This window comes from Mesorhizobium shonense (assembly GCF_040545255.1).
Lineage (GTDB): Bacteria > Pseudomonadota > Alphaproteobacteria > Rhizobiales > Rhizobiaceae > Mesorhizobium > Mesorhizobium shonense.
This window is the reverse complement of the sequence record NZ_JBEPLM010000003.1, coordinates 321,562-337,191: the sequence shown is the minus strand read 5'-3', so window position 1 is coordinate 337,191 and position 15,630 is coordinate 321,562. Positions and strand designations below refer to the sequence as shown.

General features: G+C 62.2%; 19 protein-coding genes and 1 tRNA gene. 10 read left to right on the top strand and 10 right to left on the bottom strand.

Annotated features, from left to right (window positions below; all coding sequences use genetic code 11):
• Positions 1 to 20: 20 nt before the first annotated feature.
• The 5 genes from ABID26_RS11105 to ABID26_RS11085 are packed head-to-tail and all read right to left on the bottom strand — an operon-like array spanning position 21 to position 4,570.
• Complete coding sequence (locus ABID26_RS11105; RefSeq protein ID WP_292344923.1) at positions 21 to 782, bottom strand: MBL fold metallo-hydrolase; 762 nt, start codon at positions 780 to 782, stop codon at positions 21 to 23.
• Positions 783 to 785: 3 nt separating this feature from the next.
• A complete protein-coding gene (locus ABID26_RS11100; protein ID WP_292344922.1) occupies positions 786 to 1,850 on the bottom strand; it encodes an ABC transporter ATP-binding protein in 1,065 nt (354 codons plus the stop codon).
• A complete protein-coding gene (locus ABID26_RS11095; protein WP_126100206.1) occupies positions 1,847 to 2,629 on the bottom strand; it encodes an ABC transporter permease in 783 nt (260 codons plus the stop codon). Before ABID26_RS11095 ends, ABID26_RS11100 begins: the two co-directional genes overlap by 4 nt.
• Before the next feature lie 2 nt (positions 2,630 to 2,631).
• Positions 2,632 to 3,477, bottom strand: a complete 846-nt coding sequence (locus ABID26_RS11090) for an ABC transporter permease (protein WP_354415351.1) — start codon at positions 3,475 to 3,477, stop codon at positions 2,632 to 2,634.
• 10 nt (positions 3,478 to 3,487) lie between these two features.
• Positions 3,488 to 4,570 carry a polyamine ABC transporter substrate-binding protein gene (locus ABID26_RS11085; protein ID WP_354415348.1) on the bottom strand — a complete coding sequence of 361 codons (1,083 nt, stop codon included), beginning with the start codon at positions 4,568 to 4,570 and terminating at the stop codon, positions 3,488 to 3,490.
• A gap of 92 nt (positions 4,571 to 4,662) precedes the next feature.
• On the opposite strand from ABID26_RS11085, the gene ABID26_RS11080 reads away from it, so the two are divergent.
• On the top strand, positions 4,663 to 5,277 hold the full coding sequence (locus tag ABID26_RS11080) for a TetR/AcrR family transcriptional regulator (RefSeq protein WP_126100209.1): 615 nt from the start codon (positions 4,663 to 4,665) through the stop codon (positions 5,275 to 5,277).
• Positions 5,278 to 5,334: 57 nt separating this feature from the next.
• Here ABID26_RS11080 and ABID26_RS11075 read toward each other — a convergent pair whose 3' ends face one another.
• A complete protein-coding gene (locus tag ABID26_RS11075; protein ID WP_126100210.1) occupies positions 5,335 to 5,535 on the bottom strand; it encodes a DUF2905 domain-containing protein in 201 nt (66 codons plus the stop codon).
• A gap of 742 nt (positions 5,536 to 6,277) precedes the next feature.
• Here ABID26_RS11075 and ABID26_RS11070 point away from each other — a divergent pair.
• Both ABID26_RS11070 and ABID26_RS11065 read left to right on the top strand, forming a co-directional pair.
• Complete coding sequence (locus ABID26_RS11070) at positions 6,278 to 6,841, top strand: DUF2569 family protein (RefSeq protein WP_354415344.1); 564 nt, start codon at positions 6,278 to 6,280, stop codon at positions 6,839 to 6,841.
• A 316-nt stretch (positions 6,842 to 7,157) separates the two neighbouring features.
• On the top strand, positions 7,158 to 7,469 hold the full coding sequence (locus ABID26_RS11065) for a DUF3303 domain-containing protein (RefSeq protein ID WP_126100212.1): 312 nt from the start codon (positions 7,158 to 7,160) through the stop codon (positions 7,467 to 7,469).
• A gap of 138 nt (positions 7,470 to 7,607) precedes the next feature.
• Here the strand turns inward: ABID26_RS11065 and ABID26_RS11060 are convergent.
• Positions 7,608 to 7,683 (bottom strand) — tRNA-Thr (locus ABID26_RS11060).
• Positions 7,684 to 7,833: 150 nt separating this feature from the next.
• Between ABID26_RS11060 and ABID26_RS11055 the strand changes: the two genes are divergently transcribed.
• The 3 genes from ABID26_RS11055 to ABID26_RS11045 all read left to right on the top strand — a co-directional run bounded on the left by ABID26_RS11055 (position 7,834) and on the right by ABID26_RS11045 (position 8,906).
• On the top strand, positions 7,834 to 8,001 hold the full coding sequence (locus tag ABID26_RS11055; RefSeq protein ID WP_292303059.1) for a hypothetical protein: 168 nt from the start codon (positions 7,834 to 7,836) through the stop codon (positions 7,999 to 8,001).
• A gap of 159 nt (positions 8,002 to 8,160) precedes the next feature.
• The gene (locus ABID26_RS11050) at positions 8,161 to 8,358 is read left to right on the top strand and encodes a hypothetical protein (RefSeq protein WP_292303058.1); all 198 of its coding nucleotides are present in this window, start codon (positions 8,161 to 8,163) and stop codon (positions 8,356 to 8,358) included.
• 230 nt (positions 8,359 to 8,588) lie between these two features.
• The gene (locus ABID26_RS11045) at positions 8,589 to 8,906 is read left to right on the top strand and encodes a BA14K family protein (protein ID WP_292303057.1); all 318 of its coding nucleotides are present in this window, start codon (positions 8,589 to 8,591) and stop codon (positions 8,904 to 8,906) included.
• Positions 8,907 to 8,978: 72 nt separating this feature from the next.
• Here the strand turns inward: ABID26_RS11045 and ABID26_RS11040 are convergent, their stop codons facing one another.
• Positions 8,979 to 9,407, bottom strand: a complete 429-nt coding sequence (locus ABID26_RS11040) for a hypothetical protein (protein ID WP_292303056.1) — start codon at positions 9,405 to 9,407, stop codon at positions 8,979 to 8,981.
• A 165-nt stretch (positions 9,408 to 9,572) separates the two neighbouring features.
• Between ABID26_RS11040 and ABID26_RS11035 the strand changes: the two genes are divergently transcribed.
• Positions 9,573 to 9,932 carry a hypothetical protein gene (locus tag ABID26_RS11035; protein WP_292303055.1) on the top strand — a complete coding sequence of 120 codons (360 nt, stop codon included), beginning with the start codon at positions 9,573 to 9,575 and terminating at the stop codon, positions 9,930 to 9,932.
• Here the strand turns inward: ABID26_RS11035 and bhcR are convergent, their stop codons facing one another.
• Positions 9,933 to 10,751, bottom strand: coding sequence for an HTH-type transcriptional regulator BhcR (bhcR, locus tag ABID26_RS11030; protein WP_292303054.1), 819 nt, complete (start codon positions 10,749 to 10,751; stop codon positions 9,933 to 9,935).
• 202 nt (positions 10,752 to 10,953) lie between these two features.
• Here bhcR and gcl point away from each other — a divergent pair, with 202 nt between their 5' ends.
• From gcl to ABID26_RS11015, 3 genes are all read left to right on the top strand, one after another.
• Positions 10,954 to 12,735 (top strand): glyoxylate carboligase, encoded by a 1,782-nt coding sequence (gene gcl / locus ABID26_RS11025; protein ID WP_292303053.1) that lies wholly within the window; start codon positions 10,954 to 10,956, stop codon positions 12,733 to 12,735.
• Between the two features lie 26 nt (positions 12,736 to 12,761).
• Positions 12,762 to 13,559, top strand: a complete 798-nt coding sequence (gene otnI, locus ABID26_RS11020; RefSeq protein ID WP_292303052.1) for a 2-oxo-tetronate isomerase — start codon at positions 12,762 to 12,764, stop codon at positions 13,557 to 13,559.
• A 193-nt stretch (positions 13,560 to 13,752) separates the two neighbouring features.
• The gene (locus tag ABID26_RS11015; protein WP_292303051.1) at positions 13,753 to 14,637 is read left to right on the top strand and encodes a 2-hydroxy-3-oxopropionate reductase; all 885 of its coding nucleotides are present in this window, start codon (positions 13,753 to 13,755) and stop codon (positions 14,635 to 14,637) included.
• A 119-nt stretch (positions 14,638 to 14,756) separates the two neighbouring features.
• Here ABID26_RS11015 and ABID26_RS11010 read toward each other — a convergent pair whose 3' ends face one another.
• Positions 14,757 to 15,620, bottom strand: coding sequence for a TrmH family RNA methyltransferase (locus tag ABID26_RS11010; RefSeq protein ID WP_292303050.1), 864 nt, complete (start codon positions 15,618 to 15,620; stop codon positions 14,757 to 14,759).
• Positions 15,621 to 15,630 lie beyond the last annotated feature (10 nt).

Sequence of the window (15,630 nt, the reverse complement as noted above, 5' to 3'; positions counted from 1 at the left end):
CAGCATCGCAATAGCGTCGTTCAGCTGCTCCGCTGCAGGTGGCAGCCGGCCTTGCGCTTGTGCGCCAGATACTCATCGATCAATTGGCGATAGCGCACTTTGCCGAAGCTCGGGAAATGGCCGCCATGCACGACCGAGACGTCGATGTCGCGCATGGCAAGCAGCGTCTCCACATAGTCCTCGATGTCTGAGTGGTAGACGTCGTCGATCAGCGGCCCGTCATAGACGATGTCGCCGGACAAAAGGATGCCCGTCTTCTTCTCAAAGAGCGCGATGCCGCCCGGCGAGTGTCCGGGCGTGTGGATGACCTCGAAGGCACGGTCGCCAAGGTCGACGACGTCTCCATGCTCGAGCAGGTGGCCGGCAGGCGCGGGTAGGATGCGGTAGCGCGCCGTGTCCCAGCCCTCCGGCAAACGATCGAACATCTCCTCATTGGCGTAGCGGTCGGCGACCGTCCATTCGTTGCGCGGGTCGGCAAGGATGTCCGCCTCAGCCGAATGCACGCAGCGGTCCGGGAATTCGTGATGACAGCCGATATGGTCGAAATGCGTGTGGCTGGCGACGCAGACGAGCTTGCGCTCGGCGACCAGCGGTACATGGCGCCTGAGGCTGAAATGGCCAAGCCCGGTATCGAACAGCAGATCACGGTCTCGGCCGCGCACATGCCAGATATTGCAGCGGAAGAACGGTTTTATCCATGGCTCGTGGATCAGCGTGACGTCGTCGCTCATGCGGATGGTCTCGTACCAGTCCGGAGCCTCGATGACCGGAAGCATGCTCATGGCTCAGTCCGCCAGCAGGATGATGTCTTGAGCGTTGCACGAAACGGCGATCGTGTCGCCTGCCTGGACGGTGGCCGATGCCGGAGCCTTGGCGATGAACTGCAGCGCCGGGTCCTGGATCGATGCGGCCAGCACGCGCTTGAAACTGCCCTGGAAGACGACATCGCCGATCTTGGCCATGCCCAGCATGACATCGCCTTTCACTTCGCCAAGGATGAGGTGCTCGGGCCGGATGGCGAGCGCGACGCCTGCGCCGGCGGGTGACCTGCCGGGCAGCGCGATCGGGCCGAGCTCCGTGGTGACCGTGACACGCCCATCCCGGCAATCGCTGGCCTTGCCGGCAAGGATCGTGCTTTCGCCCATGAAGGTGGCGGAGAAGCGCGTCTTCGGCCGCGCATAGACGCGCTCGGGCGAACCTTCGTCCTCGATGCGTCCGTCATTCATCACCACGCAATGGTCTGCCAGCGCCATCGCTTCTTCCTGATCGTGCGTGACATGGACGAAGGCGGTGCCGACGCGCTTCTGGATCGCCTTCAATTCATCCTGCATCTGCCGGCGCAGTTTCAGGTCGAGCGCGCCGAGCGGCTCGTCGAGCAGCAGCACCACCGGCTCGATGACCAGCGCGCGGGCCAGCGCCACGCGCTGTCGCTGGCCGCCGGAGAGCTGATGCGGCTTCTTGTCGAAGGCCGCCGCCAGGCCCACAAGGGCAAGCGCCTCGCGCGATTTCGCCGCGCGCATCGTGCCGTCGACGCCCTGCATGCGCAACCCGAAGCCGACATTGCCGCCGACGCTCATATGCGGGAACAGCGCGTAGTCCTGAAAGACGGTGGTCGTCGGACGCTTGGCCGGCGGCACGGACGTGCAGTCCTCGCCGCGAATAAAGACCTTGCCTTCGCTGGGCGTGACGAAGCCGCCAAGGATCGACAGCAGCGTCGTCTTGCCGGAGCCTGACGGTCCGAGCAGGATCGTGTAGCTGCCGGGCTCGATCGTCAGCGAGACGTTCTTCAGCACCGGGAGCTGGCCGAAGCGATGCGAGACGTTGCGGATGTCGACAAGGGGCGCGCTCATGCCGGCTTTCTCCGCAACAGCGTCAGTTCGAAAAATACCACCAGGACGATAGAGACGGCAAAGACCAGCGAGCCGACGGCATTGGTCTTGGGATTGAGGCCGGAGCGCAAGAGATTCCAGATTTCCACTGGGAGCGTCGTCTCGAAGCGTGTGAGCAGGAAGGAGATGACGAACTCGTCCCACGAAAAGGTCATCGACAGGAAGAAACCGGCGAAGATCGCCGGCGCCATCACCGGCACGGTAATCATCAGCAGCACCTTCCATTCGGCGGCGCCGAGGTCGCGGGCGGCGCGCTCGATGTTGATCTGATGGTCGCCCATCTGGCTGTAGATGATGGCAAAGCAAAGCGGCAGGTTGATCACGACATGGCCGATACCGGCGGCAAGCAGCGACTTCGGCACACCGGCCCAGTTGAACAGCACCAGCAAGCCCATGCCGATGATGAGATAGCTGACCGTGAGCGGCAGCGTGATCAGGCCGCGCAGCAGCGCCGAGCCCGGCAGCACGAAGCGCGCGAACCCCCAGGCGGAGAGGAAGCCGAGCGTGACCGAAGCGAACGAGGAGAGCACCGCCACCAGCAGCGAATTGACCAGCGCCGAGGTGAGCCGCGTGTCGGACAGAACAGCTTGGTACCAGCGCAGCGACGGGCCGGTGAAGGGCGGGATCGGAAAGGAGGTCGCCTGCAGCGAGAACAGCACCAGCACGACCACTGGCAGGAAGATGAAGCCGTAGATCAAGATGGCGTAGAGCCGGGCGGCGAAGCGGACGATGGTGCGCATGGTCAGGCTCGCTCGATCTTCAGCCAGCGCGCGCAGGCGAGGTAAGCGACGGTGACCACCGCCATCAGGATGATCGACAGCGCCGAAGCCAGCGGGAAATCGCCGCGGCGGCCGATCTGCATCATGACGAGCTGCGGCATGACCAGCTCGTTGTTGCCGCCCAGGATCTGCGGCGTGATGTAGTCGCCGATGCAAAGCACGAAGGTGAGGAAGGCGCCGACCATGATGCCGGGCAGGGTGAGCGGCAGCACGACATGCACGAAGGTGCGCACCGGTCCGGCACCGAGGTCGGCGGCGGCCTTGCGGTAGCTCGGGCTGAGCTGCTTGAGGTTGGCGAAGATGGTCAGCGTCAGCAGCATGACGAAGAAGTGCACGAAGCCGGTGACGGTGGCGAAACGCGTGTTGGCGAGCTGCAGCGGCTCGTTAATGAGGCCGGTGCCAGTCAGCGCCCGGTTGACGACGCCGTTTTGTGCCAGCACCAGCAGCCAGGAATAGGAACGCACGACATAAGAGGTCCAGAACGGCAGCACGGCCAGCATCAGCGCCAGCCGCTGCCAGCGCTCCGGCACTTGTTCGGCGAGGATCCAGGCGAAGGGGTAGGCGAGCAGGATGGAGATCACGGTGACGATCGCCGTCACCTCCAGCGAATTCACCATCGCCCGCCAATAGGACGGGTCGGTGAAGAACTGGCTGTAATTGGCGAGCGTCCAGCCGCCGCCTTCATGCGCCGTCAGGCTCGAAAACCCCATGGCGATGAAGGGCAGCACGAAGAAGAGAAGCGTCCATGCCAGCGCCGGCGTGACCAGCGCCCAGGGCAGGGCACGCCCTTTATTTCCCGAAGTGCCCACAGCGAACCCGTTACTGCGCCTGCAGCATTTCGGTCCACATGTCCTGCATCTTCTTGTCGAGATCAGTGTTCGGCGCCGGATAGGCCTGGGCGCGAGCGAGGAAGCCGGGCTGCTCGTCGAAGCGCAGGATCTTCTTCTGCTCGTCGCTCAGCGCCGCCTTGCTGTTCGCGGGCATGCCCCAGTAGCAGGAGGAGGTAGCTAGCCGCGCCTGGCCTTCCGGGCTCATGATGTACTGGATGAACTTCAGCGCCATGTCCTTGTTCTTGGAATCCTTGAACATGGCGAGCGACTGCGACCACAGCACCGCGCCTTCCTTCGGGATCGAGAAGTCGAGCGCCGGGTTTTCCTTGGCGAGCCCCGCTGTGACCCACTCGCCGCCGCCGACCAGGATGTCGACCTCGCCGGTGGCCAAAGCGGTCTGGCTGGCGGTGACTTCGCCGACCAGCTTGGCGTTGGCCTTCATCTTGAGGAGTTCCACCTTGAGGGCGGGCAGGTCGGCCTCGGTGAGATCGGCGGTCTTCTTGCCGATGGCCAAAGCCGCCATGCCGATCACCGGCAGGTAATAGTCGTATATCGCGACCTTACCCTTGTATTTTTCGCTGGCGAGCGATGCCAGCGACTGCATGTCGGCCGGATCGACCTTGGTCTTGTTGAAGCCGATGGTGTTGTAGCCGAACTTTTCGGTGATGCCGTAGCGCTTGCCGTCGACGATGGTGGACTTGTCTATCTTCACTTCCGGGAAGAGGTCGCCGACAGGCAGCTTGTCCTCCGGCAGCGGCTCGAACAGGCCCTTTTCGACGCCGCGCGGCACGTCGATGGAATCGATCACCATCACGTCCCAGTCGCCGGGCTGCGATTGCTCGACGATTGCCAGGCCGGCGCCGGTGCCCTCGAACTCCTTGACGTTGACCTTGACGTTGTTGGCCTCCTCGAAGGGCTGCAGCAGCGCCGGATCGGCATGGTCGCACCAGATCAGCGCGTTGAGGTCGGCAGCCTGAGCGCTGCCGGCGGCCACGAGCAGCGCCGCGGCCGCGCATGCTGCGGCGAGGCGGGACTTCAGGGTGGAAAGCGGATTCCGGGCGTTGACGGTCATCGAGTGTTCTCCCTGCCTTGCTGGCTTGTTGGAGAAAACTTGAACCAATTCTAAAATTGAGTCAATTATGATTTTCTGGCAAAGAGGCGGATATGAGCGGATTGCGCGAAAGACAGAAGGCGGACCGGCACCGCCGCATCATCGATGCGGCGACGGCGCTGTTCCGCGACGCCGGCTATGAGGGCGCCAAGATCGAGGCCATCGCCGCACAGGCTGAGGTCTCGATCGGCACGATCTACAATTACTACCAGAACAAGGGCGACATCCTCGGCGCCATCGTTTCCATGGAAGTCAACGAGGTGCTGAATGCCGGGCGAGGGGTGGTCGCCGATCCGCCGGCCAATGTCGGCGATGCGCTGGATACGCTGATCGGCATCTATATCGAGCATTCGCTCAATTATCTGAGCAAGGAAATGTGGCGCCAGGCGATGGCGATCTCGACGCAGTTGCCCGACAGCCCGTTCGGCCAGGCCTACACGGCGCTCGACCGCGCGCTGACCGAACAGATCCGCGCCCTCATCGCCCGCCTGCAGGAGATCGACCTTGTGCGCGCCGACATCGACGGCCCGGCGGTGGGCGAGCTGATCTTCAACAACATGAACATGATGTTCATCGAGTTCGTGAAGCGCGACGAGGCGAAGATACCGGACCTGCGCGCCGCGATAAGACGGCAGAACCGGGTGCTGGTGGCGGCGATCGGGGTGTGACGACGCCAGGAGCGAGCACAAGAGCCGGCTTTCGGGAAAGCGCTGCCGGCCGCGCCTCTAACGGTTGATCAGCCATAGGATGGTCGAGACCACGACGCTGATCAGTATTCCCGTGGTGATCGGAACGTAGAGCCTGAAATTCTCGCGCTCGATCACGATATCACCAGGCAACCTGCCGAGGCCGATGCGGCTCACCCAGGGCCACAGCAGGCCTATGGCTACTATGCAGAGACCAACGACGATCAGTGTGCGCGACATGGCGGCATCCTGCCGGGAAGAGCTTCCTGGCAAAAATATAGTGACGACGGGTCTTGCAGGCAGGGCCAGGGTTCGAAGCCCGCTTCCGGCTTTTCGGTTATCTGGGCCACTCTCGCCACTTAGGCCGCGAAAGGCGCTTTTCCGCAAAACACGGCTGCTCTGGCGGCCGAACCTTTGGCATTTATCGGGAACAAGGGACTGGCGATGCCGGTTAATTGGATATGCCAACCAAGGTCAAAGAGATCCAGCGGAAGCCCGACCCGAAGAAGCCTCCTGTCCGTCGTCCCGACGAGGAAGCGTCGCCAGAGCCTGGGCACGCCGATCCGCCCCCACGAGACTGTCGGGAGGCACCGGTACCAAATCCCAACGGCGATACGAAATCCTAGACGGCGACATGTTGCCCAATGATGATGCCAACCATGCCGGAGGGGCCCAAATCTTTGACGAGATAGCGCTCTTCGAAGCATCGCCACGAACGCCGAGTGAGGGGTGGTCGCCAGCCCGCCGGCATGAACATGTGTTCATCGAACTCGTGAAGCGCGACGAGGGAAGATACCTGAGCTGCGCGCGGCGTTACGGCGGCGGAACCGGATTTTGGTGACGGCGATCGGGGTGAGAGGGTGTCTGGAGAGGGCGGGAGAAAATAGTCGTTTAATCGACTAACAAGGCGGTGCCGGCCACTTGCCTCTTGAGTTGAGATTGAAATCTGATACAACTTTTGAGAGCATATGGGAGGGAGTAAATGGGGGCGTTTTCTATTTGGCATTGGGCGATAGTGCTGCTGATTATCGGCGTGCCTGTTTTCTTTGCCGTTCGCTCGGCGACCAAGCCGTCACAGAATCCGGACAGTCTGGTTGGGTTTGGCGGTTGGCTTATGCTGCTAGCAATCGGTCAGGCTTTGTCACCGTTCCGCACGCTGGGCGAGCTGTTCTCCTCGAGTGAGGGTTACCGGCAACTTATGCCGTTGCCCAATGGCCCTTTGGCCGTCTGTGGCGAAATCGTGCTGTTGCTGGCGTTTGCGTTGCTTCAGGTGGTTGTTCTCTTCGCAATGCTGCGGCGCAGTCCCAGCTTCAAGAGGCTATTCCTTTATCAGTGGATCGCAATTCCGGTCGTGTTCATCCTCGACGCCGTTTGGACGTCCACAGTTCTCGGCGTTCCAATGAGCCAAGTCCTTGCCAGAGATGCGCTGGTCGCGCCCATCGCGTCGTTTGTCGTGACCGGAATTTGGGTCGCCTATGTCTACAAGTCCGTCAGGGTGCGGAACACCTTCGGCGGACTGGCGGTCGGTCAGGTTACTGCTGCCTAGAGCCGGATGATTTCAGGTCGAGTCGACCTGAAATCTGAATCCGGCTCTAAATCAATGAGATAGAGCATGATGTTGTCCGAAAACCGCTCCACACTTTTCGGCATCATGCTCTAGTAGTGGGCTGCTCTAGCTGTTTGCAGGTAGCTTGTGCCGCTCTGCACGCTGAAATTGGATCGCCCTCAAATATCGGACGGATTCACCACCTTCGTGTCGTGATGCCTACCTCTATTGGAGCAGCCGAGGAGACGATCTGACGTTCGCGTCGGGAGCTACAATGCCGCTCCGGCATTCGCGATCACCCGAGAGGGAGGAGATTATGAAATACCTTGTAAATTGGAACGAGCGGCCACAGGGCTCGGCGATTGAATACGAGAACGTCCAAAAGCGCATCCTGAAAATCTTCCAGCACTGGGAGATACCCAGCGAAGTCAAGGTGCATGCCTTCGTGGTGCGCGTGGGCGAATGGGGTGGTAGCATGCTCTGCGAGGCAGATGACCCGCTCGTAGTCCACAAAACGTGTTCGACCTTCCCGGCGCTCCAATTCGACGTCCATCAAGTCATCGACATTCAGGACGCGGTCCGCGTCGAGATGGAAGCTATCAAATGGCGGGATGAACTTCCCTCGTGAGCGGCCGCCGGCAAGGCGGCGCATTCGCTGCGTATACTGCCGCTTACCCACCAGGAAACCCCGAAGAGTGAGGCGCGGACGCGCTTTCGTCTGTCGACTTTCTGGTGGCCCGCCATCCGAAGCTCGAAGAGCGAAGGATGGTGCCCCCGGCAGGGATCGAACCCGCGACCTTCGGTTTACAAAACCGCTGCTCTACCAGCTGAGCTACAAGGGCACGGCGCTCCGGTAGCACATTCCGTGCGCCAGTAAAGACAAAACTCCGTTTTGGGTTGCTAATAGATCGCTGGCTTAGCCGGCATGGTGAAATGCGGCGCGTCGCCTCCTACATCTCTGTCAGGTGCAATTGCTCCGTACGGGGTGTCGCATGATCAGATTCGTCATCATCCTGCCGCTCGTCGTCGTGACCTGGCTTCTGCTGGTGAAGGCCGTCAGCGATCTGAAGAAGGCCAACATCGACTGGACGGGCGTTGCCACCATCGCCGGCTTCATCGCGCTCGCTTTCTGGCTGCGCCACATCACGGGGATGGGATGAAAGAGAGCGAATAGGGAATAGCGAATAGCGCATGCCGCCCTTTCCCTACTCGCTATTCGCTACTCCCCATTTGCTCAATTCCTCGAACCTTTTGCCGCTTCGCCGCGACTGATCTCCAGAGGCGAATGGTCGCCTCGATCAAGGATCCAGGAGATCATCATGTTGAGGCGTATGCTTACGTCCGGCCTCGTCGCTGTCTTCGTCGCCACCGGCGCGCTCGCCGCCACGGTCGAGACGTCCTCGGCTCACGGCAATCATCACCACCATCATCACGACAATCATCACAAGAAGCCTTGGTGGTGGTGGCACCACAACCATCACCACCATCACCACGGCAAGGTGATCATCTTCCTTTGACGAGAAGACCTTTTGCCTTCGGAGGGCGGCCATCGGGCCGCCCTTTTCGTTCGATCCTTGGCTGTCTGAGCCGAAACAGGGGCGCTATCCGCTAGGTGCCTATCCGAACGGGCTATTTCTTCGGCCTTGCGAAAAAATCGAAAAAATCTTCGAACCTTTTTCCTGGGTCGAACGACAGATGATCAAGAGGCGGATGGATCGCCTCGGTCAACGGAACCAAGGAGATCATCATGTTCAAGCGCACGCTCGTTTCGACCCTCATCGCAACCACCGTCGCCGCCGGCACCCTGGCGGGCACCGTCCAGCCTTCGGCCGCCCACGGCCATCATCACCGCCGCGAGCTCGGCATCGGCATCGCCGCCGGCGTCGGCGGCTTCGTCCTGGGCAGCCTGCTCGCCCAGCAGCAGCAGCCGCGCACGGTCTACGTCGAGGACGGCTACGACGGTTCATGGCACGTTCGCCGCTGCCTCGCCCGCTACGCCAGCTACGATCCGGGCTCGGACACCTATATCGGCTACGACGGCTATCCGCACTATTGCCGCCTCTGAGAGGAGCCGGAACAACGAAGGGAAGAGGGGCTGCACGCAGCCCCTTTTTCATCTTGAAACAAGTGTTTAGAGTTAAGTCTTCGGGCCAGGGTCGAGGATCGGCAATCCGGCCGTGCGGCAGGCTGCGCCGACGACAAGCCTGCCATTCGGCGACCCGTCGCCCATAGCGACGAGTTCGAAGCTGCTTCCGGCATCCGGGAAAATCTTGGCGATGAAAGGTTCGTCGCCACCATAGGCGCCTGAAGCGTTCCTGGCGTTGACAGTACCGCAGACCACGATCTCCTGGTGGCCGTTCAGCGCCCGCTCGCCGGCAAGCATCGTCCCGAATTTGGAGAAGGCAGGATCATGCAAGCGCTGGTGGATGCCGGTGGTGATGATCTCCTCCAGGGCCAGCGAAATCGGAATAGGATCGACGCGCTGACCGCCGGCATCGGGCTGAGGTGCCGCCGCCACGCATCCGCAAAGTGAGGCGGCGAGCAAAAGCTGAACCGTTTTCCGCATCGATGCCCTTTCGCACGCATTCTAATACCGCGGCAAGACGGGCAAGGCTCAGCCGCTGCGCCCAGCTTGGCTGTGGTTTGGTCGGCCTTTGCCAAGCAGCCAATGGTGTACAGCGATTTTGCGAGCGTTTAATCTGGCTTTGACGCCAATCGAGGGGAGGGTGGCTTGGACGAGAAGGATCCGAAGGAAGACCTGATCGAGCCGGTTTTTCGCAACGGCACGGTCACCACTGTCGGTATCCTGCTGGCCTTCTCGCTGGGCTTCATCACGCATTGGGCGGCGAACCCGATCCCCTGGCAAACCTACCATCTGCTTGCCGTGGTGCCGATCCTCGTCGGCATCGCCCTGCAAATGCGGGCGCTGGCCATGCTGCTCGACACAAGATCGCTGCAGCGGCCGATCTATGCGCGTGCCAACCGGATCTTCATTGCCGGCCTGGTCTGCACCGCCTGCGGCGTTGGGCTGGCGATCCTGCTCGATTTCTTCGACATAGCGGCCAAAAGCGCCCTGCCGGGCGCGTCCTGATCAACCCGTCACACCGCCGATCATCTTTGTCACTTCCGCCGCGGCCTCGCGAACCAGCGGGCCGATCTCGGCAAGACGTTCGGGCGTCACCCGAACGGTCGGGCCGGACACCGAAACGCCGCCGATCGGTTCGCCGAACTCGTTGAAGATGGCCGCGGCCACGCAGCGCATGCCGGGATGGCGTTCCTCGTCGTCGACCGACCAGCCGCGATGCTTGATGGTCGCGAGATCGTGGGCGAGGGCGGAAATATCGGACAGCGTCTTGTCGGTGTAGCGCTGCAGGCCTGCCTTGCGCAGGATGGCGGCCACCCGCTCGGGCTCGAGATGCGCCAGCACCGCTTTCCCGATGCCGGAAGCATGGAATGAACTGCGCGTACCCGGCCGGAAGAAGGCCCGGATCGCCTGGTGCGTCTCGACCTGGCTGACGAACACGACGCAATCGTCCTCGGCGACGCCGAGATTGGCGGTTTCGCCGGTCTTCTCCATCAATTCCTGCATGACGATGCGGGCGCGGTCGACCAGTTTTCTGCGGCGCAGGAAGGCCGCGCCCATGCGGTAGGTCTCGACGCCGATGGACCAGAGTTGGTCGGTCGTATCGAATTCGACCATGCCGTGGTTCTCCAGCGTCGTCAGCATGCGGTAGGCGGTGGAGGCCGCAATGCCGCTGCGCGCTGCGATCTCGCTCAAGGACAGGCCGCTCGCCTCGGCGACGATCGCCAGGATGCGCAGCGCCCGGTCGAGCGACTGCACCGAGGCCGCTTCCGACGGACCGTTGAAGGCGCGCGGCCGCCCGCGCTGGCGTTTCTCCGTGGTTTCCATGCGCGTACTCTGGCCGATTTCCCGCCAAGCGCAATGAAAAAGTTTTCCACTGATTTCCCAACGCGATTTTCTGGAAAACGAAAAGAGAAGCGGAATCAGTGGATAAGAATGGTTTTCTGGAAATGAAAAAATATTCTGAAAAAATTGAAAAATCTGGAGCGCACTGGCATTCTCAAGCCAACCAACGACGTGGAGGCTGGACATGGCCAGGATGCGCGCTGTCGACGCAGCGGTTCTCGTTCTCGAAAAAGAAGGCATCACCAACGCCTTCGGCGTGCCGGGCGCGGCGATCAACCCGCTTTACTCGGCGCTGAAGGCGAGGGGCACCATCCGCCATGTGCTTGCGCGCCATGTCGAGGGCGCCTCGCACATGGCGGAAGGTTTTACGCGGGCCAAGGCCGGCAATATCGGGCTGTGCATCGGCACATCCGGTCCGGCCGGCACCGACATGATCACCGGGCTCTATTCGGCCTCGGCGGATTCCATTCCGATCTTGTGCATAACTGGCCAAGCTCCCCGCGCGCGCCTCAACAAGGAGGATTTCCAGGCCGTCGACATCGCCGCGATCGCAGCACCCGTCGCCAAGTGGGCGGTCACCGTCATGGAGCCCTATCTGGTGCCGATGGCGCTGCAGAAGGCGTTTCATCTGATGCGCTCCTCGCGGCCGGGCCCAGTGCTGATCGACCTGCCGCTCGACGTTCAGTTCGCCGAGATCGAGTTCGACATCGATGCCTATGAGCCGCTCGCTCCATTCAAGCCGGCGATGACGCGCGCCCAAGCCGAGAAGGCGCTTTCGATGCTGAATGAGGCGGAAAAGCCGCTGATCGTCGCCGGCGGCGGCATCATCAACGCCGATGCTTCCGATTTGCTGGTCGAGTTCGCCGAAGTCACCGGCGTGCCGGTCATCCCGACGCTGATGGGCTGGGGCGCGATCCCCGACGACCACCGGCTGATGGCCGGCATGTGCGGCCTGCAAACCTCGCATCGCTACGGCAATGCGACGATGCTGGCTGCCGATTTCGTCTTCGGCATCGGCAACCGCTGGGCTAACCGGCACACCGGCTCGGTCGACGTCTACACCAAGGGGAAAAAATTCATCCATGTCGACATCGAGCCCACGCAGATCGGCCGCGTCTTCGCGCCTGACTTCGGCGTCGTCTCGGATGCGGGCGCTGCGCTGAAGATCCTGCTCGACGTCGCTACAGAATGGCGCACAGCCGGCAAGCTGCGCGACTGGTCGGATTGGGCGAAGGAATGCCAGCAGCGCAAGAAAACAATGAAGCGCAAGACGCATTTCGAGCAGGTGCCGTTGAAGCCGCAGCGCGTCTATGAGGAGATGAACAAGGCTTTCGCCCGAGACACCACCTATGTCACTACGATCGGACTGTCGCAGATCGCCGGCGCGCAGTTCCTGCATGTCTACAAGCCGCGCAACTGGATCAATTGCGGCCAGGCCGGGCCACTCGGCTGGACGCTGCCGGCAGCCCTTGGCGTGCGCGCCGCCGATCCGGATCGGGATATCGTGGCGCTCTCCGGCGACTACGACTTCCAGTTCATGATCGAGGAACTGGCGGTCGGCGCCCAGCATAAGCTGCCCTATATCCACGTCGTCGTGAACAACGCCTATCTCGGCCTGATCCGCCAGGCGCAGCGCGGCTTCTCGATGGACTACGAGGTCAGCCTCGCCTTCGAGAACGTCAACCGCGCCGATGATCCCGAGGCAGGCTATGGTGTCGACCATGTCGCGGTCGCCGAGGCGATGGGCTGCAAGGCGGTGAGGGTGAGGAAGCCCGAAGAGTTCGCCGGCGCCTTCAAGGAAGCGCAGCGGCTGATGAAGGAGTACCAGGTTCCGGTGGTTCTCGAATTCATCCTCGAGCGCGTCACCAACATTTCCATGGGTGCCGAAATCGACAAGATCACGGAATTCGAGGAGCTTGCCGAAAGCCATGAGGATGCGCCGACAGCGATCGTGATGCTCGATTAAGGTCCGGCGCAGAGAAGGAGAAAAGAATGCCGCGTTTTTCAGCCAATCTTTCGATGCTCTTCGGCGAGCACGAGTTCCTCGACCGCTTCGATGCCGCCGCCCGCGCCGGCTTCAAGGGCGTCGAATATATCGGCCCTTACGACCATGCGCCGGATGTCGTAGCCGCGCGACTGAAGAAGAACGGCCTGACCCAGGTTCTCTTCAATCTGCCGGCGGGCAACTGGGCGAAGGGCGAGCGCGGCATCGCCGCGCTGCCCGACCGGGTGCCGGAATTTCGCCAGGGTGTCGCCAAGGCGATCACTTATGCCCACGCGCTGGGCTGCGAGCGGATCAACTGCCTTGCCGGGATCGCGCCGCAGGGCGCGGATCGAACCGTGTTGGAAAACGTCTTTGCCGAGAACCTTGCCTTCGCAGCCGAGAAGCTGGAGCAGGCCGGCATCAGGCTGTTGATCGAGCCGATCAACACCCGCGACATTCCGGGCTTCTTCCTGAACCATACCGACCATGCGCTGGCGCTGATCGACCGCATCGGTTCGAAGAACCTGTTCCTGCAATACGACATCTATCACATGCAGATCATGGAGGGGGATCTCGCCCGTACCATCGAGGCAAACCTCGGCCGCATCGCGCATATCCAGCTTGCGGACAATCCCGGTCGTAACGAGCCGGGGACGGGCGAGATCAACTATCCCTTCCTCTACGAGCACATCGACCGGCTCGGCTATTCAGGCTGGATCGGCGCCGAATACAAGCCGAAGGCCGGCACCGAGGCCGGACTTGGCTGGTTCCGGCAGTTCGCAGGGCAGGGGAGCGCCGCGGCTTAGGCGGATTTCCAACCACGGCCGGCGCTGCCCCTCACCCTTACCCTCTCCCCGTGAAGGACGGGGAGAGGGGATCGCCAGCGTTGCGGTCGTCCCCTTCTCCCCGTCACCATACGGGGGAGAAGGTGCCGGCAGGCGGATGAAGGGCGGCGCCGACCTTCGATACATTTGAAGAAAGACGTTCAGGAGCAAAATCATGGAAACCATAGGCTTCATCGGACTGGGCATCATGGGCGCGCCGATGGCGGGGCACCTGCTCAATGCCGGCCATCCGGTCGTCGCCAGCGACCATCGCTCGAAGCCGCCGGCCGATCTCGTCGCCAAAGGGCTGAAGACCGTGACCGGCAATGATGCCGTGGCCAAGGCTGCCGACATCATCATCACCATGGTTCCGGATACGCCGCAGGTGGCCGACGTGCTGTTCGGCGAGAATGGCGTCGCTTCGGGCCTGTCGAAGGGCAAGCTCGTCATCGACATGAGCTCGATCTCGCCGATCGAGACCAAGGAATTCGCGAAGAAGGTCAACAAGCTCGGCTGCGACTATCTCGACGCTCCGGTGTCGGGCGGCGAAGTCGGCGCCAAGGCGGCCTCGCTTACCATCATGGTCGGGGGCGAGGAAAAGCCCTTCGAGCGCGCCAGGCCGGTGTTCGAGAAGATGGGCAAGAACATCACTTTGGTCGGGCCGAACGGCGTCGGCCAGACCACCAAGGTCGCGAACCAGATCGTCGTCGCGCTGACTATCGAAGCCGTCGGCGAAGCGCTCGTCTTCGCCTCGAAGGCCGGCGCCGATCCGGCCAAGGTCAGGCAGGCGCTGATGGGCGGGCTCGCCGCCTCGCGCATTCTCGAAGTGCATGGCGAGCGCATGATCAAGCGCACCTTCGAGCCCGGCTTCCGCATCGAGCTGCACCAGAAGGACCTCAACCTGGCGTTGGAAGGCGCAAAGACGCTCGGCGTTTCGCTGCCCAACACCTCGACCACGCAGCAGCTGTTCAACTCCTGCGCCGCCAATGGCGGCGCCAAGGAAGATCATTCAGCGCTGGTCAGGGCGCTGGAGCGGATGGCGGGCCACGAAGTGGCGTAGTAGCGAATAGCGAATAGGGAGTAGCGAATAGAGGATTGAAGGCCCAAAGTCATCGTGTTCAGAATATTCGCTATTCGCTATTCGCTATTCGCTATTCGCTATTCGCTATTCGCTATTCGCTATTCGCTATTCGCCAGGAATTTCCTCGCCGCATAAAGGCTCACCGCCGCCGCGTTCGACACGTTGAGCGAGCGGATGGCGCCGGGCATGTCGAGACGGGCGAGCGCGGCCACGGTCTCGCGCGTCTTCTGGCGTAAGCCTTTGCCTTCGGCACCCAGCACCAGGGCGATCTTGTCGCCGGCGAATGTTTTCTCCAACTCCGCCGGCCCGTCGGAATCGAGCCCAATCGTCTGGAAGCCGGCCTCGTGCAATTGGCCGAGCGCATCGGCTAGGTTCTTCACCTCGATCTGGTCGATATGCTCGAGCGCGCCGGAGGCGGATTTCGCCAGTACGCCCGATTCCTGCGGGCTGTGGCGCGCCGTGGTGATCAGCGCGCCGGCGCCGAAGGCAACAGCCGAGCGCAGGATCGCGCCGACATTGTGCGGATCGGTCACCTGGTCGAGCACAAGAACAAGCCTGGTGTCGCCGAGCGCGTCGAGGCGCTTAGGCTTGAGCGGCTCGGCCTCGATCAGCACGCCCTGATGCACGGCGTCTGAGCCGGTGATCCTGTCGATGTCCTTCGGCTCGACCAGCTCGGTCTTGAAGGGCAGGGCGGAGAGATCGCCGATCGCCAAGCGCTCGGCGGCGTTTCGCGTCACCAGCATTTTCTTGATCTTGCGCCGCCGATTGTCGAGCGCCGCCCGCACCGTGTGCAGGCCATAGAGCCGCACCAACCCCTCGGCGGGAGCTTCGCCCGGCGGCACCGGCTGGCGCGGCCTAAATGCCGCCGCGCCGCCGGCCTTCTGGTCGCGATGCGCACGCCTGAGTTTGGCGTAGTGGGTATCCTTTGGCGTACCCGGCTTGTTGCTTTTGTTGTCGCTCATGCGGCTTCTA